Here is an 18,051-nt window from a genome sequence, read left to right on the forward strand (position 1 = left end):
GCGAACATGGTTGGCTAGTTTCACGTGCCAAATTCCGGAACAGTAGTCCGACCGTGAAAGGAGGTGGCTCGTGAGCCACCATGCCGTTGTCAACCCCGCCACAGGCGAAACCATCAAAACTTACCCCCAGATTTCTGATGATGAAATTGAGCAGGTCATCGCATCGGCCGATGAGGCCCACCGCGGCTGGTCACGCAGCTCTTCAACCGACGAGCGGGCCGCTCTCCTGCGCAGGGTCGGCGATTTGCATGAGGAGCGCCGTGACAAGCTGGCGGCCATCATCGTGCGCGAGATGGGAAAACCCGTCGACCAAGCGCTCGGCGAGATCGATTACTCCGCCGACATCTACCGTTACTACGCCGACAACGCGCAGGAATTCCTCAAGGACGAACCAATTACCCTTCTCAGCGGCGAGGGTTCCGCCTTCATGCGCTCCAACTCTCTCGGCGTGCTGATTGGCGTCATGCCATGGAATTTCCCGTACTATCAGGTTGCGCGCTTCGCCGGACCTAACCTCATGATCGGCAACACGATCATCCTCAAGAATGCGTCGCAGTGCCCGGAGTCGGCGGCGGCGATTGAGCAAATTTTCCACGATGCAAGCTTCCCGGCTGGCGCTTACACCAATGTGTATGCGGACAGCGAGCAGGTCGCCACGATCATCGCCGACCCGCGGGTACAGGGCGTCTCTCTCACCGGTTCGGAGGGCGCCGGCGCGGCCGTTGCCGAAGTGGCCGGTCGCCACCTCAAGAAGGTCGTGCTGGAACTGGGTGGGTCAGACCCGTTCATCCTGCTGAGCACCGACGACATGGCCGCAACAGTAGCTGCCGCCGTCGCCGGTCGCCTCCGCAATAGCGGGCAGGCCTGCGACGCAGCTAAGCGATTTATTGTGATCGATGAACTTTACGATGAATTCACGGAGAAGTTCACCGCCGCCATCCTTGCGAACTCACCCGGCGACCCCACCATTCCCGGTGCAGACTACGGACCCCTCTCGTCCCTCGGCGCGGCCGAGCATCTTGAGGAGCAGGTAGAGCGCGCGGTCGCGCAGGGAGCGACCCTGGCGACCACGGGCAAACGCTCTGGTGCCTTCTACCCGCCTGCCGTGCTCACCGATGTCATGCGGGACAACGACACGTACCACGAGGAGTTTTTTGGCCCCGTAGCCTCCGTCTACCGGGCAGGCTCAGAGGATGAAGCTATTACCCTCGCGAACGACACACCATTCGGGCTTGGCTCCTACTTGTTCACGACCGATCCCGAGCAGGCACTGCGGGTCGCCGACCGTATCGAAGCCGGCATGGTCTACGTCAACCTCGTCGACGCCGGCAGCGCAGAACTGCCGTTCGGTGGGGTGAAAAGAAGCGGCATGGGACGCGAACTCGGACGATACGGTGCCAGCGAGTTCGTGAATAAGAAACTCATCCGTATCGGCTAGACCCAACACAGACCCCGGCGAACACCGTTCAGTCGCCGAGCCTGCGGCGCGCGAAAACTGCTTGTGCCGCCTCGTGGTCGTCCTGACGTTCACGTTGCGTCTGGCGCTTATGGTCCTCACGTTTTTCGTGGGCGACCGCGAGTTCGACCTTCACGTGACCATCGTGCAAAAAACAGCGAGAGCAGTACGATCGTGGATCCACCACTGTCGCCTTGTTGTGGATCTTCACAATCCGCGCCCCAGGCAGCAGCTTGCTCTCGCGCCCGGGCGGGTAGTTGTTCCAGTGTGTGTGATCAACTCTTTGTAGGCCGTTTCGGCACAGGAAACCGGCCAAGTTAGCGGCTGGTTTCCTGCCAAAAGAGCGGTAAAAATCAGGCCAGGCAATCCCCCTCCACGACGTTGGATTTGGGGAATGCGCAGAGTTTGAGATCACCCGGTGGCCGGGGCCCTCTCCAGCGTGTTGGAGACAGGGGCCCGCCACCCCCCGATAGGTTCCATTCGACGTGTCTACTGCCAAGCGGTCGCGCCGGAAGGAACTAGGAAGCAGATGACGGTACCCATGTCCGTGCAAGAAAATATCAGATCACTCGACTCCCAAGGAATTGCGGGCCGTGAAATCGCCCGCCGGCTCGGAGTCAGCCGCGACGCGGTAGTGAAATACACCCGGCAACACGACTACTCACCGAAGCCACCAGCTCTCGTTCCCCGGCCCGCCGGGTCGGTGTTGACCGGGTTCGAAGACACGATTGAGCTGTGGTTAGGCGAGGACCAGCGCCGGCCGCGCAAGCAACGCCACACCGCCCAACGGGTCTTTGACCGCCTCGTCGCCGAGGAGACCTACACCGGCAGTTATTCCCCGGTGCAACGCTTCGTCAGGAAGTGGAATGCCCAGCACCGGCACGCCGGGGAAGGTTTCACAGAACTGGTCTGGCCGGCGGGGACCGCGCAGGTCGATTTCGGCCAGGCCGAGGCCATCATCGCCGGGGTCCGGCAAATCCTGCACATCTTCGTCGTCACGTTCCCGTTCTCGAACATGCGTTTCGTGCAGGCCTACCGGGGTGAAACGGCCGAGTGCGTCTGCCATGGCCTGCGCACCGTGTTCGACCACATTGGCGCTGCGCCTCGGCATCTGGTCTTTGATAACGCCACTGGCATCGGGCGGCGGGTCGGCACCAAGGTCGTCGAGACGAAGCTGTTCGGTGCATTCAAGATGCACTACCGGTCCGAATCTCGGTACTGCAATCCGTACTCCGGTCATGAGAAGGGGAACGTGGAAAACGCGGTCGGGTTCCTCCGCCGCAACCTGATGGTCCCCGAGCCCGAAGCGGCCACACTGCAGGGCCTCAACGAGGTGTTGCTGGCCAGGTGCCTCGCGTTGGCTTCGACCGTGCACTACCGCAAGGGCCTGCCCATCGGCGAGCTCTTCGCCCAGGACGTCGCGGCGTCTCTGGTGTTGCCCGGCGTCGGGTTTGACCCGGTGCGTTATGAAAACCGCACGGCCGATAAGAAGGGGAACCTACTCATTGACGGGAACACCTACGCGGCCGGGTCTTCCTTCCACAGCCGCACCCTCACCGTTGGGTTGCGGCACGATGTCGTCGAGATCCTCGACGAGCATTCCACGCCGGTGCGGTCTTTCCCGCGGGCCTTCGGAGTGCAGGCCGAGACCATCTTCGAACCCGCGGCCCTGCTGCCGTTGCTGGTGACTAAACCCGGCGCCTGGGGCCACTCTCAGCTGCGAGCCCTCGTCCCCGAGCCGGTGCGGGACTGGCTCGACACGGCCACGGCCACCAACCGGCGCCGGCTCCTGAGCGCCGTCGATGCTGCCTCAGGATCGGCTGGTTTCAACGCCGCGATTGGCGCTGCCGACATGCTCATCCAGCGCGGAGACGCCCCCGACACCGCCGCACTAGGCATGCTCGCCCGGCGCCTCGCCGACGGCACCACACCGGCAGTCGAGAACGTGGATTTGAGCGTCTATGACATCTTCACCACCGACATCTTCTCGGCCGTCAACACCGCGACGGGAGAAATCGCATGACCCTCGTCACAGTCCAGGACATCATCGAGACCGGCCGACAGTCTTCCTTGACTGGCACGGTGCTGGCCGAATGGGCAGAGAAGGGCACCCCGAAACAACGCGAGTACCTGCACGGGATGCTTCTGGCCGAGCGCGAATCCCGACAGGAATCACGCCGCCAACGGCTGCTGAGCGCCGCCCGACTGCCGGCGCTGAAGTCCTTGACGGGGTTTGACTACACCAACGTCAAATTCCCCGAGGACTACGGCCGGGAAGCGCTGACGTCGCTGGAGTTCATCAACCAGGCCGAGGACCTCGTCCTCTATGGCGACGTCGGAACCGGCAAAACCCACCTTGCCTCTGCGTTGGTCGCGGCCGCCTGCCGCCAAGGTATTCCGGCCCGCTTCTTCACGACGTCGTCGTTGGTCATGCAGCTGCGCCGCGCCAAGGATGAAGGGCGTCTCGATCGGGAACTTGCCTCGATCGCGAGAAACCGGCTCGTCGTCATTGACGAACTGGGGTATTTGCCGATCGATACCGACGGCGCCCGGCTCTTGTTCCAGGTCATCGCCGACGGTTATGAAAAACGAAGCCTGATCATCACGACAAACCTTGAGTTCTCCCGCTGGGGAACCGTGTTCGGCGACGACAACATGGCCGCCGCCGTCATCGACCGCATCGTCCACCACGGCCGGCTCCTGCAGTTCCGCGGCGAGTCCTACCGAGTCAAACACGCCCTCATGAAATGACCCGCCACCAGGCCGGCCACCCCGGAACGCGACCCACGACGGTCCCGCCAACCACCGCACGCACCCTCAGCAGTCAGGACTTCTTCATGAAGGATCACACCCAACCAGAGCGCCCCCACGCGCCAGCCGACCACGAGACAGGCTGGTGGGACGACAACGGCCGACCAGCCCCCTGGCCAGACGACTTCGCCGATCCCGACGCCGGATGGACCACCGAAAACACCGCCGTCCCCGCCGATGACGGCGACGAAACCGACCCCACAAACCAGCCGTTCTGACCACCTGATCAAATGGCCGGAAACCGCGCCACAATGGCAGGTTAATTAGCGCTCAAATGGCCGGTTTAAAGTTGACAAAACACATCCAGGTGCTCTGGTTGGGTTGCCGTGTAAATTCGTCGGATATTTCACGGATTCACAAGCCGCCCTTGGCCGAAGGTGGCACAGCCAGGAGGCCCACGAGTTGGGTCTCCTCGTCGGTCCCGGTGCCGATGAGCGAGGGCATGAATCGAGTTAGAGCGGCGAAGCCGGCGGCATGGTTGGGGTGCACACCAAGCGACATCGCATAGGTGCTCCCGTTCGACGTAGTCAGCTCCGCGCAGGGATAGTGCTCTTCTGGCGCGATGCCATCTCGCACAACAGCCGCGAACATGTTGCTGTCGAGCTGTTCATCGACCAAAACAACCTGGTCGAAATTGCTCCACACATCGTCCGCGCCGATGATCAGCCGGGTGCGGTCATGCCCATAAATACTGACGGCCAGTATGAAAAAACTCATAGGGTCTTTTCACGATTCGTGGTGGGCCTTGACGCTTCGGCGCCGGTGGTGGCGAAGCGGCGGTGACGGAGTCATCTGTGGATAGCGTCGCGCAGTGGAGGCGTGTGAGAGGGACGTTCCCAGTTTCAGTGCGCGGTCGTAGCTGATTCCCGCTGGTCGGACCGCTCCCGGCATGAATCGTTGAAACGTGGACAGTCGGAACGTCCCGGCGTATCCATCGAGGGCGTCGTGCTGGGGCCGTGATTGCGGCGGTTAAGGCGCTGTACATGGAACGGTGGTAGACATAAATTATGCGCGATTCGCGGGCGGCTTGAGGTTGCCCGGGCATTAATCTTTCGTACACCTCCGAAAGTGAAGACGGACCTTCCGCCTTCACGGTCCAAAATTCGAGGAGTGAAGAAAAAATGAAAGCCGTCGTTTACAAAGGCCCCAATGAGGTCAACGTTGAAGAAGTTCCCGATGCCAAGATCGAACGTCCCACTGACGTTCTCGTACGCATCACGGCCACAAATATTTGCGGTTCAGATCTACACATGTATGAGGGACGCACCGATTTCGAGGTTGGACGCACGTTCGGTCACGAAAACATGGGCGAGGTCATCGAGGTCGGTAACGGCGTCGACAAGGTAAAGGTCGGCGAAATCGTCGTGCTGCCATTCAATATTTCTTGCGGGTTCTGTAAGAACTGTGAGCGCGGTTTCACTAATTACTGCATGACAACTCAGCCAGACCCGATTGGCGCGGGAGCGGCCTACGGCTTCGCTGGAATGGGCCCGTATCCCGGCGGGCAGGCCCAAATGCTGCGCGTGCCCTACGGCGACAACAACTGTTTGCGCTTGGGAGAAGATGCCATAGAAAAGCAAAACGACTACGTGATGCTCTCGGACATCTTCCCTACCGGCTACCACGCTACCGAGATGGCCGGCGTGATCCCCGGTGACACCGTCGTGATCTACGGGGCCGGTCCAGTCGGGCTGATGGCCGCCCTGTCTGCCACGATCAAGGGCGCAAGCAAAGTCTGGGTCGTGGACCGACGCCCGGACCGGCTGGCCCTTGCCGAGCAGATCGGTGCGATCGCCATTGATGACTCGAAGACGGACCCGGTTCAGTTCGTGCTGGACCAGACCAAGGGTATCGGCGCAGACCGGGGATGTGAATGCGTGGGTTACCAAGCCCACGATCCCCAGGGCGCCGAAGACCCCGCGATGACGCTGAATCAGCTCATCCAGTCCGTGCGCATCACCGGAGGAATCGGCGTTGTTGGTGTCTTCCTGCCGGCAGATCCCGGCGGCTTCGACGAGAACGCCAAGCAGGGCAAGCTTGCCATCGACTATGGCCTGCAGTGGCTCAAGGGCCAAAATGTTGGCAGTGGCCAATGCCCGGTGAAGAAATACAACCGGCAATTGCGTGACTTGATCGCCGTGGGCAAGGCCAAGCCATCCTGGATCGTTTCCCACGAGATCCCCCTCAGCAAAGCCGCCGACGCCTATAAAAACTTCGACGAACGCACCAACGGGTGGACAAAAGTCATCCTCAAGCCCGAATAGGCCAAAGCCTCACCAGCCCGGTCAACACCGCCCTCGCGGCGCAAGTCACGACATGACACGGCAGCGGGAAACGAGCCCGCAAAGTTACCCGTTCTGCCTGGCGTGTGAAACACAAGGGGAGGCTGTGTGATTGGTACAGATGTTAGATACCTGCCCTCAATCCGGGGGCTCTCCCAAGCCACAAGCAACGAAACATCACGGCAACTTACCCGAAAACAGGCTTCACCAAACGGTGGCACCCACACCTTGAATCTCGGGCAATGACGTCCCCGAAATTTAAGACTTAATGGACAACTTCCCGTCCTCGAACGGTGCCCGTTACGCCGCCTCACCCAAGTACTGCCACCGGTTCTCCGGATTGAGCACACCCGCACCCACCAACTCGAGCGCAGCACGGTGATCAGCACGATTCGTACTGGCCCGCGGATACCGCGGCCACACCCGCTCACCCCGCCCGCTCACCTCAAACAAAGGCCGGCTCGACACATGCGGGCGCCTCGGCCGACTCCTCGGGGCTGAATACATCGTGGACAGTTCCGCTTGCCACCACGCCCACACTTCCCGCTCGATTCGATACCGCTCCGACCGAGCCAACAGGGTTCCCAGCACGTTCAGCTGCGACGCCGCCTGATTTCGGAGATCCTGCTTGGACCTGGCCCACCCGTCACGGTGAACAACCAGGAGCTTATAACGACGCAAACGACTAAGGATCGTGGCCGTATGCCGGGCCGTGACGCCCAAAAGACCAGCAGCGGAATCAACAGTAAGACTCGGGTACTGCCGCAACAGGGCATAAAGCTTCCCCGCCAGATGCCCCAGGCCCCCACGAGTGAAGAGATCATGTCGTTGATCCGTGAGTTGCTCCTCCAACACGGCCACAAGGTGGGTCCGGGTGTTAAAGAGCTCAGCCACAGAACGACCCGGCGCTGACGTGTTTTCGTGCGGGGGGCGGGGGTTATCTATTGGTTGTGACCGGACTGTGCGAGGGGCTGTGGATAACGTGGACGCTAGGCGCCATTCAGCGGCGTTGCCATCCTCGCTAGCACTGATCCGTTCGACATACCCGGCCTTGGCGAGGGCTATGAGAGCCACTGCTGCGGTCGTACGTCCCAGGCCCCCCATCGGGCCCAGGTCCCGGATCGCGGCGGCCACAGTGCGCTTACCCGTCTGCAAGGTCAGGTAGGCCAGGGAACTGAGAATGGTTTGCTGATTGGAGGACGCTTCCGTGCGCCCCCACCGGCCCGGGCTGACCCGGAACCGGGTCAGGAGGGCCTGAACGTCAGTCACGATCCCGTCCAGCTCGGACAGGTCCTGCGGCTCCCGCGCAGCCGGCAGGGGGCGTTGGAGCGCGGCGTACTGCTGAGCTTTATCCCACTGCCGGCCGAGCCGGGCACGCGCCTCACCCGTAGCCCGGGGCCGACGGGAACCGCGCCCGGTGTTCTTCGTCCGGAAATGCTCCAAACCAGGTGCCGTTTTCACGGCGTGTTCCACGTCGGCCAGCTGCCAACCCGCGTTCGCCGCCGCCAGCAAACACATAAACCCCGTCCAGCTCGGGTTGCTGCCACCATCAATAGTGGCCATATGCGCGGTGCCAGCGGCACTCAGTCGCCGGTGCGACCGGTGGTGCGCGGTGACCGGTCCCGACGGTGCACTATCCTCCGCCCGAACGGAAGGCCTACGCGCCTCAAGCACCACGGCCAAAGCGGCCAAGTCCGCGATCATGGTCGACGGGGCAATCAAACTGTTCACACTCCCACGCAACACGATGGAACTGCTCCCATCCCGGTGCGGAGACAAGGGCGGCCGCGCCGCACCCGTGACAGCGTTGAGCAACATGCCATGATCCAAACGACGAAAATTCGCCCGCGCCGCACCCGCCACCAGGGCAACCGCACCCTTCGAAGCGCCCTCTTGGAGCGCGATCCAAATATGGCGGCCACCCGTTCCCGAGGACTGACACACCACGTGCTCGATCGAGAGGGCATCCAATATGCGGGAGAGCACGTCGCACTCATCGACGGCTTCCTCCATCAACTCAGGGTCGACGCCGTGCTTATCCTTGCCATCAAAGTCAAAACAAAGGACCCGGAATAACCCGGTCTCATCAGCCAGGTTCATCGCCCACGGCGTCGTGGGTGCGGCAGGACCAACCCGGTGGATCAGAGGGTAACTATTCTCATCCACACGCCCATACGCGTCGCGCTTCATCACACGAACCTGACCACGCGGGCTCATCCGACGCGTCAAAGCCCACGCATCCCATCCTTCGGAAGACACGCCCACAAAAGTCGAAGAGTCAGGTACTAGGTCATAAACGTGCACATCGGTTACTATGAGAACACCTCCTCCTCGGAGTGGGTACACAAAAGCCTCCGGTTCATCCGGATCTTTTGATTGGCTCCAACCTCTACCGCCGGGAAGCAAGAGAAGGTTTGAGCTACGAAACTTAGAAGGCCCGTCGCGAAAGCGGCGGGTCTTTTCGTTTAAGCGACGTCTGCGATAGGCAGCTCCATCTGACGAATAAGGATGTTGGTCTTGGGGGCGTACTCCGGCATGCCGAGGTCGTGGGCAAGCAGAATCGCAAGATAGTCGCTCATCGAGATACCGAGCTCATCGACTCGGCCTCGCGCGGCTTCCGCCAGCAGCGAGGAGGGCCGCGTGCCAAGAAGCTCGCGGGCTCCCTTGGACTTCCTTCCACCGTTTGATGTACGCATGGGTCTACTCAACCGCTAACCGGTAACAGTTATCTCGACATTGGTTCGGCGTGTCGGACATTAGTCCTCCCGGCTAACTTGATTGCTTGTCTCGCGGAGCTTCTGTCGCAGCTGAGATTTGCGGATGATCCACCGGTTAGCGACGTGGAACGCGGGAATCTCACCGTTGTGCAGCCAGGTGTAGATCGTCTGCTTCGTTTTGCCCATGAGTAGCATGAGGTCGCGGTAGCTCATTTCGTCGTCGTAGCCGGCGAGCACATCGACGGGCGGCGGCGGTTCGGAAGAGGGCTGGTTGCTCGTTGATTCGAGCCACGCGCGAATCTCGACCTTGAAGAGGACCCAGGAGCCGACAATTAGGTGCCCGGGAATGACTCCACTTTTCAAGCGGGCAAGCACAGCAGGTTTCCCCACGCTGAGTATCTTCGCAAGGTTCGTGGTCGAGAGCGTTTCGGGGAAGGCTTCCCAGTAGGCGTCATCGTCCATCATGGGCGGTGTTGTCTCATTCATGTTCCGGTCGGAGTCGGCGAAAAAGCGGTCAGCTGGTCGGGTAAAGCTAAGACCGGCGGCGACAAACCGTCCGTCCGTTCTCTGTCCTGCATTATCCCAGCAGCTGGCACCCATCATGAGCGGTGCACCGTTCGCGGGTCCAGTACCACGGCGGCGTTGATAACCGGGTAGTTAGAGATCGATGCGGAGGCCACTAGAAATTCCTCCTGCAGGAGTCAGGAGCGCACAGCTCCATGCCGAATAGGGCGTAGAACTCTTCCGGGTTGACATACCCGGCGGTGGAGGCTGGGCCTCCCTGGGCTACGCCGTCGGTGAGGGCAGAAACGGACGCGTCGGTGCTTCCAGTTTTATTGATTCGAATGTCGAGATGACATCCGGTGGAGGGGCCCTCGTTGCCGACGAGCGCGATCGGCTGGCTGGGGGTTACACGGTCTCCTTCTGTCACGGAAACATCGGAAAGTTTCATGTGCATGTACGTGACGTCATAGCCGGCGGGGGATTTGATGGTGACCTGGTAGCCGCCAACGTAGGTGACAGTGCCGCTGGTGATCGAGTAGATCTGGTCGCCGCACGGATTGGGGAAGTGCTGTAGGTCGTCTGCGGGGTGCCAGCTGCTTGCTCCGTGTGTGGGCGAGCTGCGCGGCCCGTAGTCATCGGTCATGGTGAAGCCAGGCGAGAGCGGAAACACGATGGATCCCGAGGTACAGCCTCCGCCGGCCCCTCCAGCAAGAGCCCTCACAACCTGATCAGCCGCGGTGAAGTATCTCGCGTAGTGGTACGGATCCGCGTTGCCCTGAACTTTGTGGGCGGCGATTGTGGGCTCGAGGCTTTCCCAACCGGATACCGGGATGAGCGCCTTGAAGAAGTTGGTGGCGCTGATTGTCGGGTCCATCCGGTCTTCGTAGGACCCCCACGCGCCGTTGCCGCGTTGCTGGAACAGCCCGCGGCTGTCCGGACCTGCGGTATCACCTCTGTCCAGCGCAACCAGGCTGGATTCGCCCATGGCGACCATCACTCCGATGACCTGGGCGTTGCGGCCCAGGTCCAGTGCGCTGGCCGCGTTCATTATGTGCGCGGCGTTTTTCAGTTGGGCGCTGGCATAGCCAGCGACAGGTTCCGCGGGCACGTGCTCAGGGTCGGCGGTTCCCGCCGGCCCTGAGCACGCGGTAGCCGCAGTCCCTCCCGACAGGAGCAGGACAATGAGGACGAAGAAGGCCAACAGGAGCACGAGCGGCGCGCCAATCAGGATCAGCGCACCCTTCCCTCGTGGCTCCGTCATGTTATGCGCCTGCTGGACGGATGCGGTCAGCGAGCCACGGCGCGGTCGGACTCGTACGGCTCAGGCTCACGTTGTAGAGGCCGGCGTCGGTGGGAACCTGCACGATGAGCGCGAACTCGGTGGAGCCGTCGTGAATCATGCCGGCGCCAGTTACGTGATGAACAGGCACGTTAACGGGGTCGGTGCCTTCGTAAGCAGCGGCGCCGGCCTGCGTCATGAGCGGGTAGAGGCCATCGATCCATGCCCGGTAACGGAGGCCGGGCTGACCGAATGCGGTGACTGCTTTTTCGGCGGCAGCGATAGCCGCCGTCTGACTCGCCGCGGCGGCTTCCGGTACGGGAGCCACCGCCGCGTCATCCTTGGGCGGGGCCGGGTTCGGGCCGCGCGTCAGCGCCGATGCGGTATTCGAGCCATCGGGACTGGAAGACGACGACGGCGTGGTGCCGACGCACCCGGACAGCGTCAGGAGGACTGCGACGGTCATCGTTGCTGCTGTGGCACGCTTCATAGCCCGTTCGCCACTGTCGCGGTGACCTGGAGCCACGCTTCGCGCGTCGCCGGGGAGAGCGCGTCAAAGTTGAGGGTACCGCCGTCGACGAGTGCCTGGTCATGCGGCACGTCGAGCACGGCGCGGGTCAGCGAAGCGAAGTGACCGTGGAGACGACGGCTCAGTTGTGGGTCGACCAGCTTCGACGGGGCCGCGAGCACGGTGACAGCGTTACGCACCTTCTCGGCGTGGCCCTTTTCATAGAGCCCGTCAACAAGCCATGCAGCGCTGGCGGCAGTGTCCTCACGGATAGTGGAGACGATCACGACCTGATCGGCTGCGTCCAGCGCAGCTTCCCAATTGGAGGCCCGCATGTTGTTGCCCGTGTCAACGACAATCACCCGGTAGAACCGGCTGAGCGTGGCATGTAGCTCATTGAACGCCGTGGCATCGATGGTCGATGATGCCTTAGCGTCCTCGTCGGAGGCAAGCACGTCGAACTGCATCGAGCCCTGCGCTCGAACGTAGTTGTCCAAATCTCCGAGCTGGGCGTTGCGAACGTCGTTGAAGCGGGTGAGGTCGCGGAGCAGGTCGACGGCCGTGTTCTGATGGCGCGCCGGGATGGCCCGCCATCCAAGCGTGCCCCGAGTCTCGTTGTTGTCCCACGCGAGCGTGGAGCCGCCGCGGTGGGTTCCAAATGTGGCTGCGAGGAGGAGCGTTGCGGTGGTCTTGTGAGCTCCGCCCTTTGGATTGATGACGACGACAGTACGCGGGCCGCGCAGAGAGCGTTGAACGCTCTCAATCGCGACCCGGTGGCTTAGCTCGAACGCGCTGGGTGAGGGCGAGACCAGGCCGCCGGTGAGGCGCCTCACTACGCCCTGCCAGCCCATCGCTGCGGGGCCCACGGGCGCCGGCGGCCGCGACTGCAAGAAATCGTTGAGCGTCAACCTCGCTGTTACCGCAGCGGGGGGTAGAGCCTCAACGGAGGTGGGGGGTGTTGGCGTGATGACAGCGGCAGATGCGTCGAGGTCAGTCAGAGCCTCCACACGCCCATCTGGGTGCACTGCCAAGAGTTGCTCACCGAGCGCGTCACGGGTGGTGAGTCGCACGGGGCGCCCCAAGTCGTTTGCGGCGGCGGTAACGAGGGCGAGGATTTCCGCCCTCACCGCCTGGCCATCAGCTCCCGACACGGACTGGGATATGCCGTTGATCGAAACGGATCCGGTCGCGTCCGCGGCAACCGTGGCCTCGATCTTGGGAAACAGGGGAACGGTGTCGATCATGACAGGCCTCTCTCGGCGACGGATGAGCTGAGTGCAGCGTCTTGGTTGTGATGGCTAAGCAGATAGGTGCGCAGTTGGTCGCGGGCGATCCGCCAGCTCTTACCGATTTTCACGCCCGGCAGCCGCGTGCTCGCGGCGCTACTCGTCAGGAGGTTTCGCACGTTGCGTTCCTCCAGATTGAGGACGTGCGCGACGTCACTGACACTGAGCATGTCGCCATAGGCGCGCAGCATAGTGTCGGGCCAGCTCGACGCCACTGAAATGTCTTCCACGCTCCGATGATATCCGAATTGGTCAAATTTGCACACATAAGTACAAATGAGACCATTTTAGGTATTATGCTTTAAAGCGTGAGGCACCCCGAAATGGGGGGACGGATGAACTCATTATGGGGGCTGGCGGTGTGACAGCAAAGAATTGCTGTCGACCACCACTGGAGGGGGATGAACGCATGACCAACGAGAACCCGTGGCTCATTGGCCCAGAACAGCCGCCTGAGCCGGGCGTTGCCGCCGAGCCTCAGCCGCGCCGTGATGCACGATTCGGGGCCACTGCACCTCAGCTGGGAGTACCCGAACCGGACACCGCCGATCGCCTGCCCCGCCGCGAGGCGGTGTGGCCGGCAACGGTCTGGTGGCTCGGAGTCCATGGCGGTGCGGGCGAATCAACACTCACGACTCTCGCCGTCGGCACACGCCCCGCCGATCACGCGTGGCCCATGCCGGTCACGCCCGGTACGACGCACCGCGTTGTGCTCGTGGCGCGCACCAACTACTCGGGGCTGACGGCCGCACAGCGGGCCGCGACCGAATGGGCCGCCAACACTCTCGGTAACAGCGTGCAACTCGCTGGCCTCGTGCTCGTCGCGGATGCGCCCGGCCGCCGGCCGAAGGCACTCCGCGATTTGGAACAGCTCATCGCCGGGGGCGTGCCCCGCGTCTGGCATCTGCCTTGGGTAGACGCCTGGCGTCTCGGTCCCGCGACCGCTGACGATCAACTCCCCAAAGAATTCCGCGAACTCTTCGCAGATCTTTCCCTGGCCCTTCCGAACGCTCCCACTCACAACCGAAAGGCCTAACAATGTCCCTCTCTACTGCCGGCGTAGACGTCCTTAACGCCCTGGGGCCTCTGCTGGCCGCACTCCCAGACCCGGCGCCTGTCGCCCCTCCCGGGTTCGAGGCCGTAGGTACGATCCTTGCCTGGGCCAAGTGGGTCGGCCTGATCGCGGCCATTCTTTCTCTGATCGCGGTCGCCGTGATGTTCATGTTTAACTCACGCCGCGGCGAAGGGGGCGAGCACGTCAAGACTTTCGTATCAATACTTGTCGGCGTCATGATCATCGGCGCGGCAACCGCTCTCGTCGGATTCATTTCCGGCTCCTAGCCACTGTCCCCGCTCTCGAAGGAGTGACGCATGACCAACATTGAGCCAAGAAGCCCGTTCCGCGGACGAGGCTTCATCGCCGCTTCAATCGTGGTTGGCGTCATCGCCCTCGCCGCGATCATCGTCCTCATATCATCCCTTGCCCGCAGCAGCGATGACCCCAAAGCAACACCATCAAACGTGCCCTCGTCGACGTCAACTGCCGTTGCGGGCGACAAGAGCGTATGCGGTCTCGACGGGTTCGAAACCAAGAGCACGCTCACTCAAGCTCCCAAAAATGAATGGGAACTCGTCGGGACGGTAGCGGCACCAACCGAGCCGACGTCCGCTGGGCCTGGAGTCACTGACGAGGGCTTCCGCAGCTGCTATGCCCACACCGCCAAAGGTGCTTTATACGCGGCCGTTAATTGGTTCGCACTGTCGTCAGACGCTCGCAATATTCCCAAGCTTCCCTCCCTAGTGGAGCCAGGGGCGGGACGTGATGCAGCCATTGCGGCCGCCACATCGTCGCCCACAGCGCCCTCGGATACGCGCCTCCAAGTGGCCGGGTTCAAGATCAACTCATACGACGGCCAAGAAGCCGTCATTGATGTTGCGTGGACTGTGACCTCAAAAAACGGCGTTCTTGTGAGCCTACCCACAGTCCTGCACTGGATAGGTGGTGACTGGAAGATTGTGCTGACGGACAAGGGCACCTTCCCCTACACCTCCTCGCCGCTGAAGAACTTAGGCGGATACATTCCGTGGGCAGGAGTTTGAGATGTGCAGTCCTCTAGTCGACCCGCTGGGTTGCTTGGGCGAAGGTGCGAGCGGCATTATCTCCAAGGCGTCGAATGACGCCGTTCAGGAACTAACCAACCAAGTTCTCGAGGGCTTCGGGAAGGTCATGGCCACGATCGGAACGATGTGGGTGTCCGTTCCGACCCCTGTACTCACTGCCGGCAATGCCACGAACAAGGCGCTGAGCGCGCCTCCTGGCTCGGACGCGTTCACGACGATTCTGAGCTACGTGACCTACATCGGGTTGGCCCTCGCGGTGCTTTCAATCATCGCCCTCGGGGCGTTGATCGCGTTGCGCAGCCGCCGCGGTGAAGGCATGCGCAGCGTGGGCACACTCGGCATCATCTTCATTGCCATCATGCTCATTTCGGGTGCGTCCGCGCTTGTTGGCGGGCTGCTCGGCGCGACGGCCCCGGGAGGGTCATCGTCGGCGGTCGGTTTCCTGCAAAATTCTCTCTGGTACTACGTGGGGGCACTCGCAGTGCTGTCAGTGATCATCGGCGGCATCCGCATGGCCTGGGAGCAGCGCGCACAGCCGGGCAAAGATCTACTGCAATCGCTCATTACCCTCATCGTCGTATCGGGCACAGGATTAGCGGTCATCACCCTCGCTGTTACCGCGGCCGACGCGTTCTCGATCTGGATTCTCGACGGTGCAACGAATTGCAGCGTCTCGGACTCTGGCGACTCAACCTGCTTTGGAACAAATCTGGCCAAAATGCTCTCCATCGGAACGGCGGTCAGTCCCGGTGTGGGACTGATCGGGACGCTGATTCTCGCGTCCCTCGCGCTGCTGATGACCTACGTGCAGGTTGCGCTGATGGTCGTCCGCGGTGGTCTGCTCGTCATCCTCGCGGGCGTACTTCCCGTGACGGCGAGCTTCACGAACACTCAGACGGGCAAGCAGTGGTTTGGCAAGGTGATTGGCTGGACGATTGCGTTCATCCTCTACAAGCCCGCCGCAGCGCTGATCTATGCGGCCGCGTTCCAACTCATCAGTTCTGACGCGTTCACCAAAGACGGTCAGGGCTTGTGGTCGATCCTCACGGGTTTGGCGTTGATGATGATGGCCCTCATCGCGTTGCCGGCGCTGCTGAAATTCGTGGCCCCGATGACGGGCGCCGTGAACGGCGGCGGAAACGCTGGGATGGCTCTCGCTGCAGCTGGAGGTGGAGCAGTCGGAGAAATGGCATCCGGGGCCGTGAAGCGGGCAGGTAGCGCGTCCTCGCAGTCCAGCGGTCGCAGCGAGAGCCCGCCCAGTGGCGCGGGTGGAGGCGGAGCCAAAACCGCTAGTCCCTCCCCTTCGCCAGCTGGTGCGAGCAGTGGAGGCGGCGGAAGCGCGGCTTCCGCGAACGGTGCGGGGGCCGGAGCTGGTGCTGCGGCCAGAGGCGGAGCGTCCGCTGGTGCTGGCGGTGCGGGCGCTAGCGGTGCTTCGGCCGCGGCTGGTCCTGCCGCGCCGATCGTGATGGGCGCACAGATTGCGGGCAGCACTGCCAAGGCGGCATCCAGTGCCGCGAGAGGCGCCGTGCAGGGCGCTACCGATGATTCGTACGGCCCTAGCGGCTCGTAGTAGGAGGTTCACTGATGACAAGCGAAAGCGCACCGCGTAGCTACGGGAACTGGACGAAACCGAAAACCGCGGGCCTGTTGGGTCTGAGCGCGATCGGCACCACCATTCTGTTCGTGGGGACAGGTTTCGCCGTTGTGATCACAATGGCGTCGAACATTCTCAACGGCGTGTTGACCGCCGCGATGTTCGCCTTGTTCCTGCTGACTGTGGCGGTCAAGGACAAGCACGGTCAAAGCATGCTGATGCGCACGGCCACACGGGTGGGATGGATGGTTACCAAAAGTCAGGGGACACATCTGTATCGGTCGGGGCCGCTCGGCCGCGCAGACTGGGGCACAGCCCAGCTCCCGGGCTTGGCCGCCGGTTCACGCCTGACGGAATGGCGTGACAGCTACAACCGGCCCTTCGCGCTCGTCCAGGTGCCCGCGACGTCGGACTACACAGTGGTCGTCGGGACGGAGCCTGACGGTGCGGCGCTCGTTGACCGTGAACAGGTCGACGTGTGGGTTGCAGAGTGGGGCATGTGGCTGGCGAGCCTCGGCGATGAGCCAGGCATCGAAGCGGTCTCGGTCACGATCGAGACAGCCCCCGACACGGGAACCCGGTTGCGCCGTGAGGTCACGAGTCGGATAGACCCGAATGCACCGGAATTCGCCAAGAGCATTCTCAACGAGCTGGTGGAGCAGTATCCGGCCGGCTCGGCAACGATCAAGGCGTTTGTGGCCATCACGTTCAACGCTGCAGCTCGTATGGGCGGTAAAAAACGCACCGCTGATGAGATGGGCCGGGAGCTGGCTTCGCGTCTTCCTGGGCTCACTCAAGGCCTGTCTGCCACGGGCGCTGGAGCGACGCACCCGCTGAGCGCACAAGAATTGTGCGAGGTCATCCGGGTCGCTTACGACCCGGCTGCAGCTCGCCTCATCGACGACGCGAACGCGGCGGGTGAGCCGCCAGAGCTCTATTGGCCAGAAGTTGGCCCGACCGCCCATCAAGCGAACTGGGACACCTACCGGCACGACTCCGCTGTCTCAGTGACGTGGATGATGAGCGGCGCCCCGCGCGGCAACGTCCCCTCGAGTATCCTGGCCCGTTTGCTCGCACCTCACCGCGACGTAGCCCGCAAGCGGGTCACTCTGCTCTACCGGCCGATCGACGCAGCGAAGGCCGCGGCGATCGTCGAGGCAGACGTGAGGGCGTCGACGTTCAACTTGCAGTCCTCGGACAAGCCGACCGCACGGAGCATGACCGCAACGCGGGCAGCCCTCGCCACGGCCCAGGAAGAAGCCTCCGGTGCGGGCCTGGTCAACTTCGGGATGCTCGTCACCGCCACGGTGACGGACGCCGCTCACGCGGCTGACGCGAAAGCCGCGATCGATAATCTATCCGCCACCGCACGGTTGCGTCTGCGCGTCGTTCATGGTTCGCAAGACTCCGCTTTCGCTGCGGCACTTCCGCTTGGTCTGGTACTGCCCAGACACCTCCGTGTCCCGTCCGAAGTAAGGGAGCAGCTGTAATGC

At 62.5% G+C, this 18,051-nt stretch carries 19 protein-coding genes; 11 read left to right on the forward strand and 8 right to left on the reverse strand.

Going from position 1 to position 18,051, the window contains the following annotated elements; translation table 11 throughout:
- Window positions 1–70 precede the first annotated feature (70 nt).
- Window positions 71–1,438, forward strand: coding sequence for an NAD-dependent succinate-semialdehyde dehydrogenase (locus RCH22_RS20930; RefSeq protein WP_327015657.1), 1,368 nt, complete (start codon window positions 71–73; stop codon window positions 1,436–1,438).
- A 28-nt stretch (window positions 1,439–1,466) separates the two neighbouring features.
- Here the strand turns inward: RCH22_RS20930 and RCH22_RS20935 are convergent, their stop codons facing one another.
- Window positions 1,467–1,919 (reverse strand): SsrA-binding protein, encoded by a 453-nt coding sequence (locus tag RCH22_RS20935; RefSeq protein ID WP_327015686.1) that lies wholly within the window; start codon window positions 1,917–1,919, stop codon window positions 1,467–1,469.
- Between the two features lie 78 nt (window positions 1,920–1,997).
- Between RCH22_RS20935 and istA the strand changes: the two genes are divergently transcribed.
- Genes istA through RCH22_RS20950 form a run of 3 tightly spaced genes read left to right on the forward strand, consistent with a single transcriptional unit; the run spans window position 1,998 to window position 4,485 of the window.
- Entirely contained in the window at window positions 1,998–3,479 is a 1,482-nt protein-coding gene (gene istA / locus RCH22_RS20940; protein ID WP_327015455.1) for an IS21 family transposase, read from the forward strand.
- Entirely contained in the window at window positions 3,476–4,207 is a 732-nt protein-coding gene (istB, locus tag RCH22_RS20945; protein ID WP_327012999.1) for an IS21-like element helper ATPase IstB, read from the forward strand. Before istA ends, istB begins: the two co-directional genes overlap by 4 nt.
- Window positions 4,204–4,485: a hypothetical protein gene (locus tag RCH22_RS20950; RefSeq protein ID WP_327013000.1), complete on the forward strand. Its 282-nt coding sequence runs from the start codon at window positions 4,204–4,206 to the stop codon at window positions 4,483–4,485. Before istB ends, RCH22_RS20950 begins: the two co-directional genes overlap by 4 nt.
- 136 nt (window positions 4,486–4,621) lie before the next feature.
- Here the strand turns inward: RCH22_RS20950 and RCH22_RS20955 are convergent, their stop codons facing one another.
- On the reverse strand, window positions 4,622–4,984 hold the full coding sequence (locus tag RCH22_RS20955) for a hypothetical protein (protein WP_327015658.1): 363 nt from the start codon (window positions 4,982–4,984) through the stop codon (window positions 4,622–4,624).
- 404 nt (window positions 4,985–5,388) lie between these two features.
- On the opposite strand from RCH22_RS20955, the gene RCH22_RS20960 reads away from it, so the two are divergent.
- A complete protein-coding gene (locus tag RCH22_RS20960) occupies window positions 5,389–6,531 on the forward strand; it encodes a glutathione-independent formaldehyde dehydrogenase (protein WP_327015659.1) in 1,143 nt (380 codons plus the stop codon).
- 1,839 nt (window positions 6,532–8,370) lie between these two features.
- On the forward strand, window positions 8,371–8,625 hold the full coding sequence (locus tag RCH22_RS20965) for a hypothetical protein (RefSeq protein ID WP_327015660.1): 255 nt from the start codon (window positions 8,371–8,373) through the stop codon (window positions 8,623–8,625).
- A gap of 389 nt (window positions 8,626–9,014) precedes the next feature.
- Here the strand turns inward: RCH22_RS20965 and RCH22_RS20970 are convergent, their stop codons facing one another.
- From RCH22_RS20970 to RCH22_RS20995, 6 genes are all read right to left on the reverse strand, one after another.
- Entirely contained in the window at window positions 9,015–9,245 is a 231-nt protein-coding gene (locus RCH22_RS20970; protein ID WP_322135128.1) for a hypothetical protein, read from the reverse strand.
- Between the two features lie 60 nt (window positions 9,246–9,305).
- Window positions 9,306–9,869 carry a helix-turn-helix domain-containing protein gene (locus RCH22_RS20975; RefSeq protein ID WP_327015661.1) on the reverse strand — a complete coding sequence of 188 codons (564 nt, stop codon included), beginning with the start codon at window positions 9,867–9,869 and terminating at the stop codon, window positions 9,306–9,308.
- A 76-nt stretch (window positions 9,870–9,945) separates the two neighbouring features.
- Window positions 9,946–11,031 (reverse strand): M23 family metallopeptidase, encoded by a 1,086-nt coding sequence (locus RCH22_RS20980; protein ID WP_327015662.1) that lies wholly within the window; start codon window positions 11,029–11,031, stop codon window positions 9,946–9,948.
- Window position 11,032: 1 nt separating this feature from the next.
- Entirely contained in the window at window positions 11,033–11,515 is a 483-nt protein-coding gene (locus RCH22_RS20985) for a hypothetical protein (protein ID WP_327015663.1), read from the reverse strand.
- Between the two features lie 20 nt (window positions 11,516–11,535).
- Window positions 11,536–12,801: a chromosome partitioning protein gene (locus RCH22_RS20990; RefSeq protein ID WP_327015664.1), complete on the reverse strand. Its 1,266-nt coding sequence runs from the start codon at window positions 12,799–12,801 to the stop codon at window positions 11,536–11,538.
- Window positions 12,798–13,073: a helix-turn-helix domain-containing protein gene (locus tag RCH22_RS20995; RefSeq protein ID WP_327015665.1), complete on the reverse strand. Its 276-nt coding sequence runs from the start codon at window positions 13,071–13,073 to the stop codon at window positions 12,798–12,800. The genes RCH22_RS20990 and RCH22_RS20995 overlap by 4 nt, the downstream gene beginning before the upstream one ends.
- A gap of 179 nt (window positions 13,074–13,252) precedes the next feature.
- Between RCH22_RS20995 and RCH22_RS21000 the strand changes: the two genes are divergently transcribed.
- Genes RCH22_RS21000 through RCH22_RS21020 form a run of 5 tightly spaced genes read left to right on the forward strand, consistent with a single transcriptional unit; the run spans window position 13,253 to window position 18,048 of the window.
- Window positions 13,253–13,879, forward strand: coding sequence for a DUF6668 family protein (locus tag RCH22_RS21000; RefSeq protein ID WP_327015666.1), 627 nt, complete (start codon window positions 13,253–13,255; stop codon window positions 13,877–13,879).
- 2 nt (window positions 13,880–13,881) lie between these two features.
- Window positions 13,882–14,184: a hypothetical protein gene (locus tag RCH22_RS21005; RefSeq protein WP_327015667.1), complete on the forward strand. Its 303-nt coding sequence runs from the start codon at window positions 13,882–13,884 to the stop codon at window positions 14,182–14,184.
- Window positions 14,185–14,214: 30 nt separating this feature from the next.
- On the forward strand, window positions 14,215–14,943 hold the full coding sequence (locus RCH22_RS21010; protein WP_327015668.1) for a hypothetical protein: 729 nt from the start codon (window positions 14,215–14,217) through the stop codon (window positions 14,941–14,943).
- A 1-nt stretch (window position 14,944) separates the two neighbouring features.
- The gene (locus tag RCH22_RS21015) at window positions 14,945–16,534 is read left to right on the forward strand and encodes a hypothetical protein (protein ID WP_327015669.1); all 1,590 of its coding nucleotides are present in this window, start codon (window positions 14,945–14,947) and stop codon (window positions 16,532–16,534) included.
- 14 nt (window positions 16,535–16,548) lie between these two features.
- Entirely contained in the window at window positions 16,549–18,048 is a 1,500-nt protein-coding gene (locus RCH22_RS21020) for an SCO6880 family protein (protein ID WP_327015670.1), read from the forward strand.
- The last annotated feature ends 3 nt before the right edge of the window (window positions 18,049–18,051 follow it).

The organism is Cryobacterium sp. GrIS_2_6, from assembly GCF_035984545.1.
Classification (GTDB): domain Bacteria; phylum Actinomycetota; class Actinomycetes; order Actinomycetales; family Microbacteriaceae; genus Cryobacterium.

Bases quoted from the DNA above. Each gene is read 5' to 3' on its own strand.
- istA (WP_327015455.1), top strand. From the start codon at position 1,998: ATGTCCGTGCAAGAAAATATCAGATCACTCGACTCCCAAGGAATTGCG.
- RCH22_RS20985 (WP_327015663.1), bottom strand. From the start codon at position 11,515: ATGACCGTCGCAGTCCTCCTGACGCTGTCCGGGTGCGTCGGCACCACG.
- RCH22_RS20950 (WP_327013000.1), top strand. From the start codon at position 4,204: ATGACCCGCCACCAGGCCGGCCACCCCGGAACGCGACCCACGACGGTC.
- RCH22_RS20970 (WP_322135128.1), bottom strand. From the start codon at position 9,245: ATGCGTACATCAAACGGTGGAAGGAAGTCCAAGGGAGCCCGCGAGCTT.
- RCH22_RS21010 (WP_327015668.1), top strand. From the start codon at position 14,215: ATGACCAACATTGAGCCAAGAAGCCCGTTCCGCGGACGAGGCTTCATC.
- RCH22_RS21020 (WP_327015670.1), top strand. From the start codon at position 16,549: ATGACAAGCGAAAGCGCACCGCGTAGCTACGGGAACTGGACGAAACCG.
- RCH22_RS20965 (WP_327015660.1), top strand. From the start codon at position 8,371: ATGATCCAAACGACGAAAATTCGCCCGCGCCGCACCCGCCACCAGGGC.
- RCH22_RS20975 (WP_327015661.1), bottom strand. From the start codon at position 9,869: ATGATGGGTGCCAGCTGCTGGGATAATGCAGGACAGAGAACGGACGGA.
- RCH22_RS21000 (WP_327015666.1), top strand. From the start codon at position 13,253: ATGACCAACGAGAACCCGTGGCTCATTGGCCCAGAACAGCCGCCTGAG.
- RCH22_RS20990 (WP_327015664.1), bottom strand. From the start codon at position 12,801: ATGATCGACACCGTTCCCCTGTTTCCCAAGATCGAGGCCACGGTTGCC.
- RCH22_RS20955 (WP_327015658.1), bottom strand. From the start codon at position 4,984: ATGAGTTTTTTCATACTGGCCGTCAGTATTTATGGGCATGACCGCACC.
- RCH22_RS21015 (WP_327015669.1), top strand. From the start codon at position 14,945: ATGTGCAGTCCTCTAGTCGACCCGCTGGGTTGCTTGGGCGAAGGTGCG.
- RCH22_RS21005 (WP_327015667.1), top strand. From the start codon at position 13,882: ATGTCCCTCTCTACTGCCGGCGTAGACGTCCTTAACGCCCTGGGGCCT.
- istB (WP_327012999.1), top strand. From the start codon at position 3,476: ATGACCCTCGTCACAGTCCAGGACATCATCGAGACCGGCCGACAGTCT.
- RCH22_RS20960 (WP_327015659.1), top strand. From the start codon at position 5,389: ATGAAAGCCGTCGTTTACAAAGGCCCCAATGAGGTCAACGTTGAAGAA.
- RCH22_RS20980 (WP_327015662.1), bottom strand. From the start codon at position 11,031: ATGACGGAGCCACGAGGGAAGGGTGCGCTGATCCTGATTGGCGCGCCG.